15 protein-coding genes are annotated in these 19,239 nt (G+C 68.6%); 3 read left to right on the top strand and 12 right to left on the bottom strand.

Annotated features, from left to right (window positions below; all coding sequences use genetic code 11):
• Positions 1-3 precede the first annotated feature (3 nt).
• Positions 4-888 (bottom strand): LysR family transcriptional regulator, encoded by an 885-nt coding sequence (locus BRO63_RS17420; protein WP_088140983.1) that lies wholly within the window; start codon positions 886-888, stop codon positions 4-6.
• 153 nt (positions 889-1,041) lie between these two features.
• On the opposite strand from BRO63_RS17420, the gene BRO63_RS17425 reads away from it, so the two are divergent.
• Positions 1,042-2,553, top strand: a complete 1,512-nt coding sequence (locus BRO63_RS17425; protein WP_088140984.1) for an MFS transporter — start codon at positions 1,042-1,044, stop codon at positions 2,551-2,553.
• 26 nt (positions 2,554-2,579) lie between these two features.
• On the opposite strand, the gene BRO63_RS17430 is transcribed toward BRO63_RS17425, so the two are convergent.
• The gene (locus tag BRO63_RS17430; protein ID WP_088140985.1) at positions 2,580-3,863 is read right to left on the bottom strand and encodes a cystathionine gamma-synthase family protein; all 1,284 of its coding nucleotides are present in this window, start codon (positions 3,861-3,863) and stop codon (positions 2,580-2,582) included.
• Between the two features lie 189 nt (positions 3,864-4,052).
• Here BRO63_RS17430 and BRO63_RS17435 point away from each other — a divergent pair, with 189 nt between their 5' ends.
• Positions 4,053-4,532, top strand: a complete 480-nt coding sequence (locus BRO63_RS17435; protein WP_088141110.1) for an Lrp/AsnC family transcriptional regulator — start codon at positions 4,053-4,055, stop codon at positions 4,530-4,532.
• 16 nt (positions 4,533-4,548) lie between these two features.
• Here BRO63_RS17435 and BRO63_RS17440 read toward each other — a convergent pair whose 3' ends face one another.
• The 8 genes from BRO63_RS17440 to BRO63_RS17475 form a co-directional block, all read right to left on the bottom strand.
• On the bottom strand, positions 4,549-5,562 hold the full coding sequence (locus tag BRO63_RS17440; RefSeq protein ID WP_088140986.1) for a response regulator: 1,014 nt from the start codon (positions 5,560-5,562) through the stop codon (positions 4,549-4,551).
• A gap of 34 nt (positions 5,563-5,596) precedes the next feature.
• Positions 5,597-6,607, bottom strand: coding sequence for a chemotaxis response regulator protein-glutamate methylesterase (locus BRO63_RS17445; RefSeq protein WP_088140987.1), 1,011 nt, complete (start codon positions 6,605-6,607; stop codon positions 5,597-5,599).
• Positions 6,604-8,853 carry a hybrid sensor histidine kinase/response regulator gene (locus BRO63_RS17450; protein ID WP_088140988.1) on the bottom strand — a complete coding sequence of 750 codons (2,250 nt, stop codon included), beginning with the start codon at positions 8,851-8,853 and terminating at the stop codon, positions 6,604-6,606. The genes BRO63_RS17445 and BRO63_RS17450 overlap by 4 nt, the downstream gene beginning before the upstream one ends.
• Positions 8,850-9,503: a chemotaxis protein CheW gene (locus BRO63_RS17455; protein WP_088140989.1), complete on the bottom strand. Its 654-nt coding sequence runs from the start codon at positions 9,501-9,503 to the stop codon at positions 8,850-8,852. The genes BRO63_RS17450 and BRO63_RS17455 overlap by 4 nt, the downstream gene beginning before the upstream one ends.
• A 4-nt stretch (positions 9,504-9,507) precedes the next feature.
• A complete protein-coding gene (locus BRO63_RS17460) occupies positions 9,508-10,770 on the bottom strand; it encodes a CheR family methyltransferase (protein ID WP_088140990.1) in 1,263 nt (420 codons plus the stop codon).
• The gene (locus BRO63_RS17465; RefSeq protein ID WP_088140991.1) at positions 10,767-11,297 is read right to left on the bottom strand and encodes a chemotaxis protein CheW; all 531 of its coding nucleotides are present in this window, start codon (positions 11,295-11,297) and stop codon (positions 10,767-10,769) included. Before BRO63_RS17465 ends, BRO63_RS17460 begins: the two co-directional genes overlap by 4 nt.
• Positions 11,297-12,916, bottom strand: a complete 1,620-nt coding sequence (locus BRO63_RS17470) for a methyl-accepting chemotaxis protein (protein ID WP_088140992.1) — start codon at positions 12,914-12,916, stop codon at positions 11,297-11,299. The genes BRO63_RS17465 and BRO63_RS17470 overlap by 1 nt, the downstream gene beginning before the upstream one ends.
• Before the next feature lie 248 nt (positions 12,917-13,164).
• Complete coding sequence (locus BRO63_RS17475) at positions 13,165-14,646, bottom strand: amidase (protein ID WP_088140993.1); 1,482 nt, start codon at positions 14,644-14,646, stop codon at positions 13,165-13,167.
• Between the two features lie 219 nt (positions 14,647-14,865).
• Between BRO63_RS17475 and BRO63_RS17480 the strand changes: the two genes are divergently transcribed.
• Positions 14,866-15,273 (top strand): group III truncated hemoglobin, encoded by a 408-nt coding sequence (locus BRO63_RS17480; protein ID WP_088140994.1) that lies wholly within the window; start codon positions 14,866-14,868, stop codon positions 15,271-15,273.
• Here the strand turns inward: BRO63_RS17480 and BRO63_RS17485 are convergent, their stop codons facing one another.
• A complete protein-coding gene (locus BRO63_RS17485; protein WP_088140995.1) occupies positions 15,274-17,544 on the bottom strand; it encodes an ATP-dependent DNA helicase in 2,271 nt (756 codons plus the stop codon).
• Positions 17,541-19,184, bottom strand: coding sequence for a VRR-NUC domain-containing protein (locus BRO63_RS17490; protein WP_088140996.1), 1,644 nt, complete (start codon positions 19,182-19,184; stop codon positions 17,541-17,543). The genes BRO63_RS17485 and BRO63_RS17490 overlap by 4 nt, the downstream gene beginning before the upstream one ends.
• Between the last annotated feature and the right edge of the window lie 55 nt (positions 19,185-19,239).

Genomic DNA, 19,239 nt, shown 5'->3' on the forward strand with positions numbered 1-19,239 from the left:
GCGCTACGGTTGGGCCTGCGTCCCCGCCAGCAGCTGGCCCATGCGCAGCTGCAGCCAGAGTTCCGTCTCGCTCAGGCTGCCGCCCCGCAGCCATAGCGTGCGCACGGACAGCATGGGCAGGAACAGGTCCGCGCAGCGCACCCTGACGAGTTCGTTGCTGAAACCCTGGTATTCGCCGATGTTCAGCGGCAGGATGGCCCAGCCCACGCCATTGGCCGCCATGGCGGCGATGTTGTAGCTGCTGTCGGCCCGCCAGACCGACGGGCTCAGCACCACCTGGTCGACGCCGTCCATCTGCATGAGCAACTGGCGGTGCCGCGCCAGATCGTTGCGCCCGACCTCGGGCAGCGCGGCCAGCGGATGGCCCTGCGCCACGAAGATGCCTTGCGCCACATTGCCCAGATGGCGATGGGCGTAGGCGCTGCCGGGATCGCCGCGATCGAACTGAAAAGCCAGGCTGGCGCGGCCTTGTTCCACATAGTCGGCGACCTCCGTCGCGGTGCCGTTGAGCTGGGTCAGCTCCAGCGCCGGATAGCGTTCGGCCAGTTCCTTGAGCAACTGATCGGCCACCAGATAAGGCAGGCCTTCGTCCAGCGCGATGGCCAGGCGCGCTTCGCGCCCGGCGGCAAAGGACAAGGCGCGCTGCTCCAGCGCGCCCGCCTGCCGCAGCAGTTCCAGCGCCTCCTGCAGCATGACCTCGCCGGCGGCGGTCAGGGTGGCGTTGCGCCGCGACCGGTCGAACAGCTCCACGCCCAGGTCCGCTTCCAGCAGGCCCACCGAGGTACTGACCGCCGACTGCGCCCGGCCCAGGCGCCGCGCGGCCGCCGAGAACGATCCGGATTCGGCCGCGGCGGCGAAATGGCGCAGCTGTTCCAGCGTCCATTGCATGTTTCACCTCCGATCGATCCATCTATTTTATAGATGAATCCCAACTTTTTTATGCAAATTACAAGATGGATAATGGCGGCCTCTGAGACCCGGCCATCCCGGCCCCGCCCGCATCCGCGGCGCGGCAGGCGTTTCAGTTTCAGGAGTAGAACCATGCAGCGGACTGAACCGAACGCTGTCGCCACGGCCGCGCCCGGCCGCTGGCTGGTGCTGGCCATCGTGTCCAGCGCCTTGCTGTTGATCGTGGTCGACATGACCGTCCTCTACACCGCCCTGCCGCGGCTGACGCACGAATTGCATGTCAACGCGTCGGAAAAGCTGTGGATCGTGAACATCTATGCGCTGGTCGTGTCCGGCCTGCTGCTGGGCATGGGCACGCTGGGAGACCGCCTGGGACACAAGCGCCTGTTCATGGCGGGGCTGGTCGTGTTCGGCATCGCCTCGCTGGCCGCGGCCTACTCGCCCGGCGCTGCCACGCTGATCGCGGCGCGCGCGCTGCTGGCCGTGGGCGCGGCCATGATGATGCCGGCCACCCTGTCCATCCTGCGCCTGACCTTCGCCGACGAGCGCGAGCGCGCCGTCGCCATCGGCGTATGGGCCTCGGTGGCCTCGGGCGGCGCCGCGGTCGGCCCGGTGGTCGGCGGCGTGTTGCTGGAGCATTTCTGGTGGGGCTCCGTGTTCCTCATCAACGTGCCCATCGTGCTGCTGGCCCTGCCGCTGGCCTGGCGCCTGATCCCGGCCAGCCGCCCGGACGCCGCGCGGCCCTGGGACCTGTTGGGCTCGCTGCAGGTGATGGCCGGCCTGATCCTGTGCGCCTACGCGCTGAAGGAACTGGGCAAGACCGATCCGTCCTGGCGCGATGCCGGCCTGGCCTGCGCGGCGGGCGCGGCCATGCTCGCCGTGTTCGTGCGGCGCCAGCGTGCGCGGCCCTATCCGCTGATCGACTTCGCCATCTTCCGCAACCTCAGCTTCAGCTCGGCGGTGGCGGCCGCGCTGTTCGCCGCCGCCGCCCTGCTGGGCATGGAACTGGTGTTCAGCCAGCGGCTGCAGCTGGTCATGGGCATGTCGCCGCTGCAAGCCGCGCTCTTCATCCTGCCGCTGTCGCTGGCCGCCTTCATCGCCGGCCCGCTGGCGGGCTGGCTGCTGGGCCGCGTCAACAGCGCCACCATGCTGTCCCTGTCGCTGCTGGTCTCGGGCCTGGGCATGACGGGCTATCTGCTGAGCTACGACGCGGCGCTGCTGCCGCAAATGGTCAGCCTGTGCGTGCTGGGCGCGGGCATAGGCGCCACCATGACGGCGGCGTCCAGCACCATCATGCAGAGCGCCACGCCCGAGCGCGCCGGCATGGCGGCCTCGATCGAAGAGGTCTCTTACGAACTGGGCGGAGCCTTGGGCGTCACCTTGATGGGCTCCATCCTGTCCGGCGTCTACGCCCGCACGCTGTCGGTGCCGGCAGGCCTGCCCCAGTCCGCCCTGGCGCGCGACAGCCTGGACCAGGCGCTGATCGTCGCCGACGGCCTGTCGTCCGACCTGGGCCTGGCGTTGACGCGCCTGGCCAAGACGGCATTCGACACCGGCTATGCCGCCGTCATCGCCACCGCGGCGGCGATGCTGCTGGTCACGGCGGGATTCGTGCTGTTCAACCGCAGGCGCATGGCGGCCTGAGACAGGCCGGCCATGCCGGCCCCGGCTCAGCAGGTGCGGAAGGCGTGGTCCATGTCCGCGATCAGGTCTTCTTCGTGCTCCAGCCCGATGGACACGCGCACCAGCCCCTCGGACACGCCGGCTGCATCCCGCTCGTCGGCGGGCACGCCGGAGTGCGTGGTGGAGGCCGGATGGCAGATCAGCGACTCGGTACCCCCCAGGCTGACGGCCGATTTGAACAGGTGCAGGGCGTTGATGAAGCGGAACGCCTTGGCGCGCCCGCCTTCCAGCACGAAGGCGAAGGTGGAGCCCGGGCCGGTGCACTGGCGCTTGTAGACTTCCTGGTAGGCCCGATCGGCAATCATTTCCGGATGGAAGATCCGCACCTTTTCATGCGGGTTGCCGGACAGCCACTGGGCCACCTTGGTCGCCGTGCGCGCCGCCTGCTTCATGCGCAGCACCACGGTTTCCATCGAGCGCGTGATCATCCAGCAGGAATGCGGGTCCAGCTGCGAGCCGAACGCGCTGCGGATGGCGCGCACCTTCTTGACCAGCGCCTTGCTGCCGGTGACGGCGCCCGCAACCAGATCGCTGTGGCCGCCCACGTACTTGGTCAGCGAATACACGCACAGGTCCACGCCATGCTCGGCCGGCTTCTGGAAGATCGGCCCCAACAGCGTGTTGTCGCACACCGACACGGGGCGGTAGCCGTGACGCGTTTCGAAGGCGTCCAGCTCATTCTTCATGGCCTCGAAATCGATCAGCGCATTGGTCGGATTGGCGGGCGTTTCAACAAAAAACAGGCGCACCGGGCCCTGGGCCGCCGCAGCCTCCAGCGCCGCGCGCATGCTCTTGGCCGACAGGCCGTCCTCGACGGCATGCGAGCCTATGCCCCATTCCGGAAAGATCTTGGAGATCAGGGTCTCGGTGCCGCCATACAGCGGCACCGACTGCACCAATTGATCGCCCGGCCGCAGAAAGGCCAGGAACACCGCACTGATCGCCGACATGCCGCTGGACGTCACCGCGGCATCTTCCGAGCCATCCAGCAGCGCCAGGCGGTCTTCGACGATTTCCAGGTTGGGATGGTTGAAGCGGCTGTACACCAGCCCCGCCGACTCGCCCTGCGGCAGGGGCTTGCGGCCCGAGACCAGGTCGAAGAACGCCGCGCCGTCCTCGGCCGAGCGGAACGCGAAGGTGGACGTCAGGAACACCGGCGGCTTGACCGCGCCCTCCGACAGAAAAGGGTCGAAGCCGTAGGACATCATCTGCGTTTCCGCGTGCAGCGGGCGGCCGAAGATGTCCTTCTTGTGATAGCTGGAGTAACTCATGGTGTGCCTCTCTGTCTGGTTTCCGGGGCCCGGACGAGCCGCCGGGCAGGCGCGTCACGCATGCGAAAACGATAGCGCCGCGCGCCCCGGGCTGCTTGGAAGTATGGCGGCAGGCGGCGGCAAGTTTCTTTCCATTTGCGTCGCCATACAGAGATAATGGGAAAGATCATTCCCCATGAGCCGCACTTCATGAAAGACACTGCCTTGTTACATCAACTTGACGCGATCGATTGGAAAATCATGAAAATCCTTCAAGAAGATGGCCGGCTCAGCAACGCCGAACTGGCCGAGCGCGTCGCGCTGTCGGCCTCGCCCTGCTGGAAGCGCTTGAAGCGCCTGGAATCGTCCGGGGTCATCCGCGGCTACCAGGCCGTGCTGGACCGCCGCGCGCTGGGGATCGGGGTGGTGGCCTTCGTCAGCATCTCGCTGGAGAACCACACGGAGAAGACCTGCCAGGCCTTCGAGGCCAGCGTGCTCGCCATGCCCGAGGTCCTGGCCTGCCACAACACCACCGGGCAGCACGATTATCTGCTGCACATCGTGGCGCGGGATTTCGACGCCTATTCGGAATTCGTGCGTAGCCGCCTGCGCACCCTGCCCGGCGTCAAGGAACTGCTGAGCACGCTGTCGATGCACGAGGTCAAGTCGTCCACCCGGCTGCACCTGTAAGACGGCGGCAGCACGCCTACATCACGCCGGGAACGACGCGGTTGCGGCCCTGCCGCTTGGCTTGATAGAGGCCGCGGTCGGCCACCTGGATCAGATCGGTGCAGGGCTGGTCGCCCTGGGGCACTGCCGTGGCCGTGCCGATGCTGACCGTCAGCCAGGGGCCGTCGCCGCTGTCCTTCTGCGGAATCTGCAAGGCTTCCACCGCGCGGCGCAGCTTCTCGGCGGCCAGCCGCGCGCTGCCGGCCGGCGTGCCCGGCAACACCAACGCGAACTCCTCGCCGCCAAAGCGCGCCGCCAGGTCGGTGGAGCGATCGCAGCTGGCGAAGATGGTGTTGGCCACGCGCTTGAGCGCCTCGTCGCCGGCGATGTGGCCGTAGGTGTCGTTGTAGGCCTTGAAGTGGTCCACGTCGATCATGAGCATGCTGATTTCACGCCCGTCGCGGCGCGCGCGCTGCCACTCGGCGTTGAGGTATTCGTCGAAGTAGCGGCGGTTGCCCAGCCCGGTGAGGCCGTCGGAATTGGTCAGCCGGCGCAGCTCCATATTGCTTTCCAGCAACTGCTGCTGGCTCTGGCGCAGGGCCTGATAGGCCTCGTCGCGCTGCACCAGCGCCAGATAGGAGCGCGAGTGGTAGCGGATGCGCGCCACCAGTTCGATGGAGTCGGGCAGCTTCACCAGGTAGTCGTTGGCGCCGGCCGCAAAGGCCGCGCTCTTGATCGCCGGGTCCTCCTTGGTGGACAGCACGATGATGGGTATGTCGCGCGTCACCGGATGGCCGCGGTATTCCTGCACCAGGCTCAACCCGTCCACGCCCGGCAGCACCAGGTCCTGCAGGATGACGGTGGGCCGGGTCTGGATCGCCACGGCAAGCGCCTTTTCGGGATCCGAACAATAGTGGAAGTCGATATTGCCTTCCGTGGCCAAGGCCCGCCTGATGGCCTCGCCGACCATCACCTGGTCGTCGACGAGCAAGACCATGGCCGCATGCGAATTCAGGTTCGCCGAAGCCGAGCTGTCAATGGGAGGTTGCATAGTAAGTCCTTGAATTCTTTCGAGGTCCGCGTGCTCAGGCAAAGGCCTGGATGACGCGGGGAGCGATTTGGTCCAATGGGCTGATTTCCACGGCCGCCTGCATGGCCGCCGCGGCCTTGGGCATGCCGTAGACGGCGCTGCTGGCCTGGTCCTGCGCGATTGTCAGGTAGCCGCGCTCGCGCAGCGCCTTCAGCCCGCGCGCGCCGTCCTGGCCCATGCCCGTCAGCAGCACGCCGACGGCCGAGCCGCGCCAGTGCTGCGCCACGCTATGGAAAAAAACATCGATGGAAGGCCGGTACAGGCTTTCCTTGGGGGTTTCGGTGTAGCGCAGCGTGCCGTCGGCCAGCATGTGCAGGTGGTCGCCCGTGCCGGCCAGCAGTATCTGGCCGGGCTCGGGCCATTCGCCCTCGCGCACCAGTCTTACGGGCAGCGGCGCCTGTTCATTGAGCCAGTCCGCCATGCCCGCGGCAAACGAGGCGTCGACGTGCTGCACCAGCACGATGCCGGCGGGGAATCCCGGCGGTATGCCCTTCAGCAGTTGCGCCAGGGCCGGCGGGCCGCCGGCCGAGGCGCCGATGACCAGGAGGCGCTTGGCGTCGGCCTGCTGCATGGGCCGGGCCACCGGCGTAAGCGCGGGCCGCTTGCCGTAGCGGCCGATCAGCCAGCCGACGTTGCGTATCTTGCGCAGCAATGGCGCCGCCGCCGCCCGCATGTCCGCGCCGCCGATCACCGGCGTATCGGCCGCGTCCAGCGCCCCGTGGCCCATGGCGTCGAACACGCGCGAGGTGTGGCGCGCCACATCCGACGTGACCACCACGATCGCGCAAGGCGTTTCCGCCATGATGCGGCGCGTGGCTTCGACCCCGTCCATGACCGGCATGATCAGGTCCATCAGCACCACGTCCGGTCGGTCGCGGGCGCACTGGTCCACGGCCTCCTGGCCGTTGGCCGCGGTCCAGGCCAACTCCAGCCCCGGCTCCAGCGCGATCGCGCGCCGCAGCACTTCCACCGCCATCGGCATGTCGTTGACGATTCCGACTCTCACGTGCGCGCCTTTCCGATCAGGTCTTCCACGGCGTCGAGCAGCGCATCATCATGGAAGCTGCCCTTGGCCAGATAATAGTCGGCGCCGGCGTCCAGCCCGCGCCTGCGGTCTTCTTCCCTATCCTTGTACGACACCACCATCACCGGCAGGCCCTGCAGCTTGGGATCGGCCTTGATGCGCGACACCAGCTCGATGCCGTCCATGCGCGGCATGTCCACATCGGTCACGACCAGGTCGAAAGCCTCGCTGCGCAACATGTTCCAGCCGTCCATGCCGTCCACCGCCACGGCCACGTCGAAACCGCGGTTCAACAGCAGCTTGCGCTCCAGCTCGCGCACCGTGAGCGAGTCGTCCACCACCAGCACGCGCTTGCGGCGGCGGGCCTGTTCGGCCGCGCCCGCGCCGTCCACCCGCGTCAGTTGGCCGCCTTGCACGAGCTTCTGCACCGACACCAGCATGTCTTCCACGTCCAGGATCAATAGCGGCGTGCCGTCGTCCATCAAGGCGCCCGCCATCACGTCCTGCACCTTGCCCAGCCGCGGGTCCAGCGGCTGCACCACCAGCGTGCGCTCGCCCACGTAACGGTCCACGGCGATGCCGTAGAGCCGGTCGTGGTCGCCCACCAGCACCACGCACACCGTCTCGGCCGCGGGCGCGGCGCCGCCCGCGCGCAGGATCTGGCGCGCGGAAACGAGCCCGATCTGACGGTCCATGAAGCGGAAATGCTGGTGCCCTTCGAGCTGCTCGATGTCCTCGGCGCGCACTTGCAGCGCATGGTTGACGTAGGCCAGCGGAAACGCGTAGATCTCCTCCTGCACCTCGACCAGCAGGCTGCGCACCACCGACAGCGACAAGGGCATTTCCAGCATGAAACGGGTGCCCTGCCCCGTCTGCTGCTGGATGCGCACCGCGCCGCGCAACTGACGCACCATGGTCTGCACCACGTCCAGCCCCACGCCGCGCCCCGAGATCTCGGTAACCTCGCCGCGCGTGCTGAAGCCCGACAGGAACAGGAACTCCAGCAGCTCGGCCTCGGTCAGCCGGGCCGCCGTTTCCGCGCTGGCCAGCTTGCGCTGCACCACTTCCACGCGCAGCCGGTCCAGCGATATGCCGGCGCCGTCGTCCGTGAGTTCGATCAGCAGCATGCCGGCCGCATGGCGCGCCGACAGCCGGATACGGCCTTCAGCCGGCTTGCCGGCCGCCAGACGGTCCTGCGGCATCTCGATGCCATGGTCCACCGCGTTGCGCAGCAGATGCATCAGCGGCGCATCCAGCTTTTCCAGGATGTCGCGATCCACCTGAGTGGACTCGCCCTCGATCTCCAACCGTACCTGCTTGCCCAAGGCGCGGCCGACGTCGCGCACCATGCGCGCCATGCCGCCCACGCCGTCGCCGAAGGGCCGCATGCGGCAGGCCAGCGCGGTGTCGTACAGGCGCTGGGCCAGATGGCCCATGCGCCAGCCGAATTCGTCGACCTCGCTGGTGCGTTGCGCCAGTTCCTGCTGGCATTGCTCGACGATGCGCAGGGCGTCGTCCAGCGCGGCCTGCGCCTGAGCGTCCAGCGCCTGGCCGGCCAGGGCCGCGCGCACGCCGTCCAGCGCCTGGAGCGCGCCCGCCTGCGTGCGCTTCAGGCGCAGCATGGATGCGCCGAAGGGCCCGATCCAGTGGGACTCCACCAACGTCTCGCTGGACAGGCCCAGCAATTTGTTGAGCGTGTCGGCCGTCACGCGCAGCACGCGCTCGCCCTCGCCCAGCCCGGCGTCCGAGCTGCGCCGCTGCGGCGCGGGGGCCGGCGCCTCGTCCATGACGGGCATCGGCGGCAGGAAATCGGCGGGCTTGGCGGCGGGCTTGGCGGCCGGCGGCGCATGCGGCGCATTGCTCAGCCGCGCCACCAGCTCGTCGATCTCGCCGCCCAGCTCCGCGCCCGGCGTCGCCACGCGCTGCAACAGGTCGGCGCCCATCAGCAAGGCGTCGATGTCCGCCGCCTGCAGCCGCAGCCGCCCTTCGCGCGCTTCGACCAGGCAATCTTCCATGGCATGCGCGATGCGCACCGCGGGATGCAGGTCGACGATGCGGGCCGCGCCCTTGAGCGAATGCGCCGCCCGCATGCAGGCCTCGAGCTGGGGCGCGGACGTGGGATCGTGCTCCAACGCCAGCAGGCCCTTGTTCAGCACCTCCACCTGGGTGCGGGTCTCGAGCTGGAACAATTCCAGAAGCGAAGCGTCGCGCATCTGTTCCGGATTCACGCCAGGCTCCGTTCCAAGGCTTGCATCAGCAAGGTTTCATCCAATACGCCCACCGCGCGGCCGCCGCAGCGGGCCACGCCGCGCGAATACTTGAGGCTGGCGCCCTCCACGGTCGCGGGCAGGGACTCCAGCCTGTCCAGGTCCACGGCGTGTATGCCTTCGACTTCATCCACCGGCACCACCACCGCGCGGCCCGCGCCGCCCACGATCAGCATGCGCGCCGTGGCGGGGCGCTCGCGCGCATCCGCCATGGCAGCCTCCAGGCCGAGCAGGCGCGCCAAGGATACGCACACCGTCAGCGAGCCGCGCACATTGGTCACGCCCAGCATCGCCGGATCGCGGCGGTGCGGCAGGCTCAGGATACTGCGGGTGCCGGCCACTTCGTCCAGGGACCGGGTCGACAGGCCCAGCCATTCACGGTTCACGCGGAACACCAGCAGCGACGACAGGTTGGCGCGATCCTCCGCAGCCGCGCCAGCATCCCCTCGCTCTTCCATTTGCGGCGGCAGACGGTCAAGAATGCGCTTGGCCGCCGCGGCGTACACCGGACAGTTGCGGCAGTGCACGTGATCGGCCAACTGCGCGCAGCTCTTGTCGCCGCGGATGCCGATGCGGTTCCAGCAATCGTCCACGTCGGACAGCGCGCCCATCGCTTCATCCACGTTGCGCCTCCCCGCGCGCCGCGCGCGCCTGCAGGCGGCGGGCCGCTTCGTGATCGCCGTCCGACGCCACCAGCGCGGCGAGGTGCAACAAGGCTTCGCGGTGGGTCGGATCCAGGTACAGCGCCTTGCGGTAGGCGGCCTGCGCCTGCCGCGCATCGCCCGCCGCGTCCTGCAGCAGGCCTTGCAGATACAGCGCCTCGGCGCTGGCGCCGTGGCGGTCGATATGCGCGCGGCACTGCGCCATGGCGTCCTGCACCCGGCCTTGGTCAGCCAGGGCGGCGATATGGCGCAAGGAGACGTCCACGCCGCCCTGCCCGGCCGGCGCCGCGGGCGCGGGGGCATGCGGCAGGGGCAGCCCCGCCGCGGGCGCCTGGGCCAGCGGCCGCCTCGGCGGCGTCCAGCTGTGCACGATGGGCCGCGCCGCCGGCGGCGCGGCCGGCGCGGCAGGCGGCGGCAGCGGCTTGGCCAGGAAGGCGAACGAGCGCGCCATCGGCACCGCGGGCAGCCTGCGGCCGGTCAGCAACGTGGTTTCGGCGGGGCCGACGAAGAGCACGCCGTCCTCGCGGGTGAAGCTGCGCAGCACCTGCACCGCGCGCGCCTGCGTCGCCGCATCGAAGTAGATGAGCAGGTTGCGGCAGAACACGAAGTCATAGGGCGCCACCCCGGCCAGCAGATCGGGATCGAACAGATTGCCCGGCTGGAACCGCACCCGCGCCGCCACGTGGGCGGCCAGTTGATGGCCGTCAGCGCTCTCGGAAAAATAGCGGTCGCGATAGCCCAGGTCATCGCCGCGGAAGGAATTGCGCCCGTACAGCGCGCGCCGGGCAAATTCGACCATGCGCACGCTGATGTCGAAGGCGTCGATCTGGAAGCGTTCGGCGGGCACGCCGGCGTCCAGCAAGGCCATGGCGATGGAGTACGGCTCTTCGCCGCTGGAACATGGCACGCTCAGCACGCGCAGCACGCGGCCTTCCGCGGCCGCGCCATTGAGCCGCTCGCGCGCCAGCGCGGCCATGGCCGCCTGCGATTCGGGGTAACGGAAGAACCAGGTCTCCGGCACGATGACCGCTTCGATCAGCTGCTGCATCTCGGCGGGCGAGGCCTGCACCTGCCACAGATAGTCCTGCTCGTCGGCGACGCCGGCCATGCCCATCCTGCGGCGCACCGCGCGCTCCACGGCGGCCTTGCCGATGGAGCCGCTGTCCAGGCCCATGCGCCGCTTGAGCAGGGCGCTGAACTCGTCGATCAGTATCATGGCCGCGCCTCGCTCGCCGCGCCTGCGGCATCCACCGGAAACAGCAAGGCCCGCACCGGCGCGGGCAACAGGTCATCGACATTGACAGCCTGCACCATGCCGCCGGTATCGCCGAGCACCGCGCCCAGATAACGCGCGCCCGGATTGTCCAGGCCGCCCGACTGGAACGCGGCGGGATCGTAGTGCACGGTTTCGGTGGCCTGCTCCAGGATCAGCCCCAGCAAATGCTCGGGCCGGTCCGGCCCCACCCGGTAGCGCACCAGGGCCAGGCGGGTGCTGGTCACGGCCGCGGCCGCGCCGCCGCCCGCCAGCGCGCACATGTCAATGACGGGGATGGCCACGCCGCGGCGCTCCATCACGCCCGCCACCCAGGCCGGCGCGCCCGGCACCTGCTTGAACTCGCGCAGGCCCAGCACCTCGGCGATGTCTCTTGCGTCCAGCGCATAGCGGTCGCCGCCGATGCGGAACAGCAGATACAGCCGGCGTCCGGCCGCAGCAGAGGAAGCGCGCTCCGCCATGGCAGCCATCACACCTTGAAGCGCGACACGCCGCTGCGCAGGTCGTTGGCCACCAGCGTCAACTCTTCGATCGCCAGCGTGGACTGGCGCAGCGATTCCACGGTCTGCTGGGCGGCGTCGCTCAGCTGCTGCAGGGCCTGGTTGATCTGTTCGGCGCCGGTGGCCTGCGCCTGCATGCCTTCGTTGACCATCTGCACGCGCGGCGCCAGCGTCTGCACCTGCTGGATGATCTGCGACAGCTGGTCGCCCACCTGCTGCATGTCGGCCATGCCTCGCCGCACTTCCTCGGAAAACTTGTCCATGCCCATGACGCCGGCCGACACCGACGACTGGATCTCGCGCACCATCTGCTCGATGTCGTAGGTGGCGACGGCGGTCTGGTCCGCCAGCCGGCGGATCTCGGTGGCCACCACCACGAAGCCGCGGCCGTATTCGCCCGCCTTCTCGGCCTCTATCGCCGCGTTCAACGACAACAGGTTGGTTTGGTCAGCCACCTTCGTGATCGTGGTAACCACCTGTGTGATGTTGCCGGCCTTCTCGTTCAGGATCGCCAGCTTGGCATTGACCGAGCCTGCCGCGCCCACCACGTTGCGCATGGTGTCCTCCATGCGCGCCAGGCCCACCTGGCCGCTGCCCGCCAGCGCCGCGGTCTGCTCCGCCGCGCCGGAAACTTCGGCCATGGTGCGCACCAGCTCGCGCGAGGTGGCGGAAATTTCGCGCGAAGTCACGCCGATCTCGGTCGTGGTGGCGGCGACTTCGGAGGCCGTGGCCTGCTGCTGCTTGGAGGTGGCCGCGATCTCGGTCACGGAAGTCGCCACCTGCACCGCCGAGCGCTGCGTCTTGCCAACCAGACCGGTCAGCTCGTCCACCATGCCATTGAAGCCGGTTTCGATGGCGTTGAATTCGTCCTTGCGCGCCAGCGTCAGGCGTCGCGTCAGATCACCGCCCCCGGTGGCTTCCAGCGTCTTGACGATGGCGCGCATGGGGTTGGCGATGGCGCGCATCAGCAGGATGCCGCAGATGATGGCGGCCACGATCGCCAGGCCCAGCGACAGCAGCATGCGCGTTTCGGCGCTGTTCACCGATTGCTTGATGGCGACAGCCGCTTCGTCGGCCTGCTTCTTGTTTTCCAGCACCATCCTGGCCAGGATGTCGCGGCCCTTGTAGAACGCCGGCCTCAGTTCCGCCTTGATCAGCGCCTGCGCCCGCACCGGGTCCGCCAGCGTGGCGGGCGCAAGAATATTGGCGCGGATGCGCTTGTAGTCCTGCAGTTCCTTTTCGAACTCATTGAACATCTGGCGGTCGTCTTCGCGCGCGATGGTGCGGCGATATTGCTCGGTATGGTCCGCCAACAGCTTGTCGGTCTCGGGCAGTCCCGCCAGGACGCTGCTGCGTTCCTGGTCCGTTTCCATGTTGAAGGCGTCCTGCACCAGCACGAAGCCGGCAAACCAGGAGGCGCGGATCGAGGTGCTGTAGTAGATGCCGGGCACGGCATCGTTGTTGATCAGCTCGACCTCCGACTCGATGACCAGCAGGCGCCGGTAATCCATCACCACCATCAACGCCATGATGGCCAGGATCGCCAGGAAGCTGGCCAGGATGCGCTGGCGTAGTGTCAGATTCTTCATGCCGGGAAACCTCTATGCAAAGTCAACTCGTCGATTGAACCGAAATATTCTGGAACAGAACCGGGGACACAAGGCTGTCCATTTATTACGGGATGTTGTGAGTTGGTTGACAATTATTGCAAAGGCAAACGCCCGGAGCCACGGAAAACGCTGAATTTGCGGGAAATATGGCAGTTTGCGTCGGAAAAAAGCAAAGCCCTCTTACAAGGGCTTGTCTTTTCCCGCAACAATGCGTACCGGACCCGTTTTCAGGCTGTTGCGCCCCAAAGCGCCGCGGGCGGCCGGGATTCCACCCAGTCTTGCGCCTGCCCGTAGGCGTGCGCCAGCTGCAGCACGGCCAGGTCGGCCTGCGGCGGTCCGATCAACTGCATGCCCATGGGCAGCCCGGCGGCGCTAAATCCCACCGGCACGCTGATCACCGGGCAGCCCGCCAGCGTCCAGGGCGTGACGGTTTCCATCCAGCGGTGGTAGGTGTCCATGGGACGCCCGGCGATCTCCTTGGGCCAGTCCAGCGCCGCATCGAACGGAAACACCTGGGCCGACGGCACCGCCAGGTAGTCCACGTCGTCGAACATGCGCTGCACGGTCTGGTACCAGGCGCTGCGCTCTTCGGTGGCCTGATAGACCTGCCGGGCCGTCATGCCTTCCAGGCCCTCGACCTCCCAGATCACCGCCGGCTTCACCAGCTTGCGCGTTTCGGGGTTATGGACCAGGGGATGGAGCTGTCCGCCCACCATCAGATGGCGGTGGGCCAGCCAGATCCGCCAGAGGCGTTCGCCGGCGAATGGCACCTGGTAATCGACCGCCTCGCAGCCGGTCTGCGCCAGGCCGGCCAAGGCCTGCTCGCAGAGTTCCAGGATGCCCGCCTCCATCGGCAGATAGCCGTTCCAGTCGCCCAGCCAGCCTACGCGCTTGCCGCGCAGGTCGGCGTCCAGCGGCTGGGCGAACTGGGCGGGGTCGCCGGTCAGGGACAGCGGCGCGCGCTTGTCCGGGCCAGCCATCACCGACAGCAGCATGGCCACGTCGCGCGGCGTACGGCCCATCGGCCCTTCATAGGCCAGCTGTTTGAGGAACACCTCGGTCGACGGCCCGTAGGGCACGCGGCCGGCGGACGGGCGCATGCCGTAGACGTTGCAGAACGCTGCGGGATTGCGCAACGAACCGCCGAAATCGCTGCCGTCCGCCACCGGCAGCATGCGGGCAGCCAAGGCCGCCGCCGCGCCGCCGCTGCTGCCGCCCGCGGTCCGGGACGGATCGTAGGGGTTGCCGGTGGCGCCATACACCTGGTTGTAGGTGTGCGAGCCCAGGCCGAACTCCGGCACATTGCTGCGGCCGATGAAAATGGCGCCGGACGCGCGCATGCGCTCGATGATGATGGAGTCGTGCGCCGTGACCTGGTCCTTGTAGACCAGCGAGCCCATCGACGTGACCATGCCGCGCACCGCGGTCAGGTCCTTGGGCGCCTGCGGCATGCCATGCAGCCAACCCAGCCACTGGCCCGCCGCCAGTTGGGCGTCGCGCTCGTCGGCCTCGCGCAGCAGCTCGTCGCTGTCGCGCCGGGCGACGATGGCATTGAGCTTGGGATTGACCCGGTCGATGTGCGCCAGATAGGCCGCCATGACCTCGCGGCAGGACACCTGGCGCCGCCGGATCGCCTCGGACAGCGCGTGGGCGGGCATGGCCACGATGTCATTCAATGGGGCGGCGGCGGCCGGGGCGGCAATGGTCATGCGGGTCTCCTTGCGGCGCGCCTTCGGCTCGGGGCGCCTCTGTTCATATTGGTTGCGCGGGCCGGACGCCGGCCGCGCAGGCAGACAATACTACGCAAACCCCGGGCGCCGCGCTCGCGGCCCCGGCTGCCGATGCTGGCTAAAAAGCTTGCGCCAGATCAAACCGCAGACGGACTCGCCCGCCCTAAGATCGCCTTCCGCCCCCCCAAAGAGACGACCTTGACCTCAGACGAAGACATCTGCACGGAAGCCGAAATCCGCGACCTGGTGCACACCTTCTACGGCAAGGCGCGCGCCGACGCGCAGCTGGGCCCGGTCTTCAACAGCCAGGTGCATGACTGGGACGAGCATCTGGCCACCTTGTCCGATTTCTGGTCCGCCGTGCTGTTGGGCACGCGCCGCTTCACCGGCATGCCCATGCCCAAGCATGCCGCCATGCCGCATCTCAGCGCGGAACTGTTCGAGCGCTGGCTGGCGCTGTGGCAGGAGACTACCGACGCCCTGCCCAACCGCGCCCTGGCCGACGCGGCGCAGGAAATGGCCAGGCGCATGGCGCGCAGCCTGTGGTACGGCTACCAGCTCAGCCGCGATCCCAGCCAGCCGCTGACCGAGCTGCGTCCGGCCTGATCACTCCACCCGCCACCAGCCGGGCAGCAGTCCGCGCACCTTGGCGCGTCGGTAGCGGTCGTCGATCAGGTGCACCGTGCCCACGTCGTGCTCGGTGCGGATGACGCGGCCCGCCGCCTGCACCACCTTCTGCATGCCGGGATAGAGATAGGTGTAGTCGTAGCCGTTCTCCACGCCATAGCGCTGGTCCATGGCGCGCTTCATGTTCTCGTTCACGGGATTCACCTGCGGCAGCCCCAGCGTGGCGATGAACGCGCCGATCAGCCGCTTGCCGGGCAGGTCCACGCCTTCGGAAAAAGCGCCGCCCAGCACCGCGAAGCCCACGCCCTGCCCAGCTTCGGTAAAGCGCGCCAGGAACGCGGCCCGGCCGGCCTCGTCCATGCCCGGCGTCTGCAGCCAGATCGGCACCGCGGGATGGCGCTCGCGCATCAGGTCCGACACCTGGCGCAGATAGTCGAAGCTGCTGAGAAAACCCAGGTAGTTGCCTGGCCGCTCGGCGTACTGCCGCGCGATCAGATCGACGATGGGCGACAGCGAACGCTCGCGGTCGCGATAGCGGGTGGACACGTTGCCCACCACCCGCACCGCCAGCTGCTCGGCCTGGAACGGCGCGGCCACGTCCAGCCAGGGCGTGGCCGCGGGCAGGCCCAGCGTGTCGCGGTAGAACTGCTGCGGGCTCAGCGTGCCCGAAAACAGCACCGTGGCGTGCGCGGCCGCGTAGCGCGCCGCCAGGTACGGCGCCGGGATCACGTTGCGCACGCACAGCACCGACGGCGGCGTCTTGGCGCCGGCCGCGCTGGCGTCCGACAGGGTCACGTCGAACAGCGCGTGCGTGCCGAACTGCTCGGCCAGCCGCATGAATTGCAAGGCCTCGAAGTAGAACCCCAGCACGGGATCGTCCTGCGGCAGCGGGGTATCGGCCATGTGCTCCATGATCGCGCCCACCGCCTTCTGCACCGCGGCCAGCACCCCGGCCGCGACCTCGTCATAGGCCTGGTAGCGTTCCGCCTGCTTCTTGTTGAGGGCGTTCCACGAGCGCTGCAGACCATCCAGGGACTTCTTCAACCCCTTGGGCGCGGCGTAGCGCGCCGCCGCCAGCGAGGCCTGGTCGAGTACGCCCGTGTACATGCGGCGGGCGCGGTCGACCAGGTTGTGGGCCTCGTCCACCAGCACCGCCACCTTCCATTGGTACACCTGCGTCATGGCGTACAGCATCGCCGTGGCGTCGTAGTAGTAGTTGTAGTCGCCCACCACCACGTCGCTCCAGCGGATCAGCTCCTGCGACAGGTAGTACGGGCAGACCTGGTGCTCGCGCGCAGCCGCGGCCACCGTGGCGGCATCCAGCCGCGCATGCGCCAGCGCTGCCGCGCGCGCCTGCGGCAAGCGGTCGTAGAAGCCCTGGGCCAACGGGCAGGATTCGCCGTGGCAGGCCAGGTCCGGATGCACGCAGGTCTTGTCGCGCGCCTGCAGGTCCAGCACCCGTAAGCCTGGCGCGGCCGGCTGCGCGTTGACCGTGTCCAGCGCCTCCAGCGCCAGGCCGCGGCCCGGGCTCTTGGCGGCCAGGAAGAAGATCTTGTCCAGGCCCGCGCCCGGACTGGCCTTGAGCAGCGGGAAGATCGTGCCCAGCGTCTTGCCTATGCCGGTGGGCGCCTGCGCCATCAGGCAGCCGCCGTCGCGCGCGGTGCGGTACGCGGCCACGGCGAGCTCGCGCTGCCCCGCGCGGAACTCGCCATGCGGAAACTTCAGCGCCTCCAGCGCCGCGTCGCGCGACTGGCGGTGCGCAAGCTCGGTTGCCGCCCAGGCCAGGAAACGTCCGCATTGCTCGCGGAAGAACGCCGCCAGCGCGGCGGCCTCGTGCGTTTCCACTAGCACCGTCTCTTCCTCGGTGACCACGTTGTAGTACACCAGCGCCACCCGCAGGCTGGCGAGTCCGCGCGCCTGGCACAGCAGATGCCCGTACACCTTGGCCTGCGCCCAATGCACGGCGCGGTGGTTGTCGCGCACACTGTCGAGCTGGCCGCGGTAGGTCTTGATTTCTTCGAGCTGGTTGGCCACGGGGTCGTAGCCATCGGCGCGGCCGCGCACCAGCAGGTTTTCATGCAGACCGGACAGCGCCACCTCGGTCTCGTAATCCGGCCCGCGGCGGGCCGTCACGGCCGCGTGACCCGCCATGCCCTCCAGGCCGGTGGGCGCGGGCGTGAAGCGCAGGTCCAGATCCCCTGCCCGCACCGTGAATTCGCACAGGGCGCGCACCGCCACGGCGTAGCTCATGCATCGTCCTCGCGCCAGCTGACGTGGCACACCCGCACCGGCATGCCGTGCGACACGCAGTACCGCAGCCAGCGGATCTGGTTGTCCTGCAGCTTGTCGCCCGGCCCCTTGACCTCGATCAGTTCATAGCGGCGCTCAGCCGGCCAGAAGCGGATCAGGTCCGGCAGGCCGGAGCGGTTGGTCTTGACGTCGCGCAGCAGGCGTTCGAAGTAGAGCTTCAGGTGCGCGGCGGGCAGGCAGTCCAGCGCCTGCGTCAGCAGGTCCTCGGACAGCGAGCCCCAGAACACGAAGGGCGATTGCAGGCCGGACTTTTCAACGTAGCGTTGCAGGATCAGGTCGCGGTAGCCCGGCGTGTCCAGCTGCGCCAAACACTGCGCAAACAGCGCCGCACGGCGCTGATGGAAGTCCGGCGCGTCCAGGTCCGCCGGACCGCGCTGGAACGGGTGGAAGAATGCGCCCGGCAAGGGCGCGAACACCGCGGGCCAGCACAGCAGCCCGAACAGCGAATTGATCAGCGCGTTTTCCACGTAGTGCACGGGCGCGTCGTCCCGCTGCAGGTGGTCGCGCGTGACGAATTCCACCGAGGCGGGCTCCGCCGGGCGCGCCAGCGTCAGGTCGGTGCGCAGCAAGGCGGGCGCCGGCTCGCGCGCCGGGGCGCCCTGCCCTACGCCGCGATACAGCCGCGGCAGCATGCGCGCCAGGCGCTGGCTTTCCTCTTCGCTTTCGGGCTCGGCCTGCGCCTGCAGCGCCAGGGCCAATGCATCGCCGTGCCGCGCCATGCGTTCATACACCCGGATGCGGCGGTGGCGCGCGCCGGGATACGCGCAGGCCTCGTACACGCGCTGCGCGGTGTCCCAGTCCCGCGACCGCTCGCAGGCCTGTCCGATGCGCAGCAGGACCTTGGCGCGGCGCTTTTCCAGCCAGGGGTTGGCACTGGCGCAGGCCTGCACGGCCTGCATCAGCGCATCGGCATCGCCTCCCTCGTCCAGCGCGACGCGACAGGCGTGCAGCGCCAGGTAGCAGTCCACGTCTTCGCGCATCTGGAAGGCGCGCGACGAGGCGTCGAACGGCACGGTCTCGTACTGGAACACGCCCAGGTCGGCCAGCACGAACTCCGACCAGTCCTGGTGCAGATTGCCAAAGAACATCAGGCGGAAACGCTCGCAGATGTCCGATACGGTGACGCGCCAGACCGGCTCGTCCGCCGCGGGATGCCAGTCCGCATAAGGCCGCGGCTCCGCGCCCGCTACGCGCGCGGCCTCCAGCAGATCGCCCTTGCGCGTAGCGGACTTGACCGCCACGTGCGCAAACATGCGATTCAGCTCCGGTTTGGTGTGCAGGCCGAACAGTTCGTCCAGCGTCATCGGCGCCTGCGCATCCAGCCAGCCCAATTCCAGCAGCGGCCCCGCGGCCGCCTGAGACGCGCCGATCTCCTCGTACGCCAATCGGCTGGCCCGGAACCACGGGCCGCGCCGCATCAGCATGCGCACCATCAGCGCCTGCGAGGCCAGCGGCAAGGCCGGGAACTCCGCCATGAAACGGCGCTCGGCGTCGTCCAGCAGGTCGGCGTAGCGCTCGCCCACCCAGGTCAAGGCGCGCTGGAAGTTGTGCAGATAGTAGTAGCGGTAGGCGGGAAACATCGGCCGGGCCGGATAACTGGATATTTATCCAGCAATCATAGCAGGCGCGCCCGGC

It is taken from the genome of Achromobacter xylosoxidans, from assembly GCF_002192695.1.
GTDB lineage: Bacteria > Pseudomonadota > Gammaproteobacteria > Burkholderiales > Burkholderiaceae_B > Achromobacter > Achromobacter xylosoxidans_C.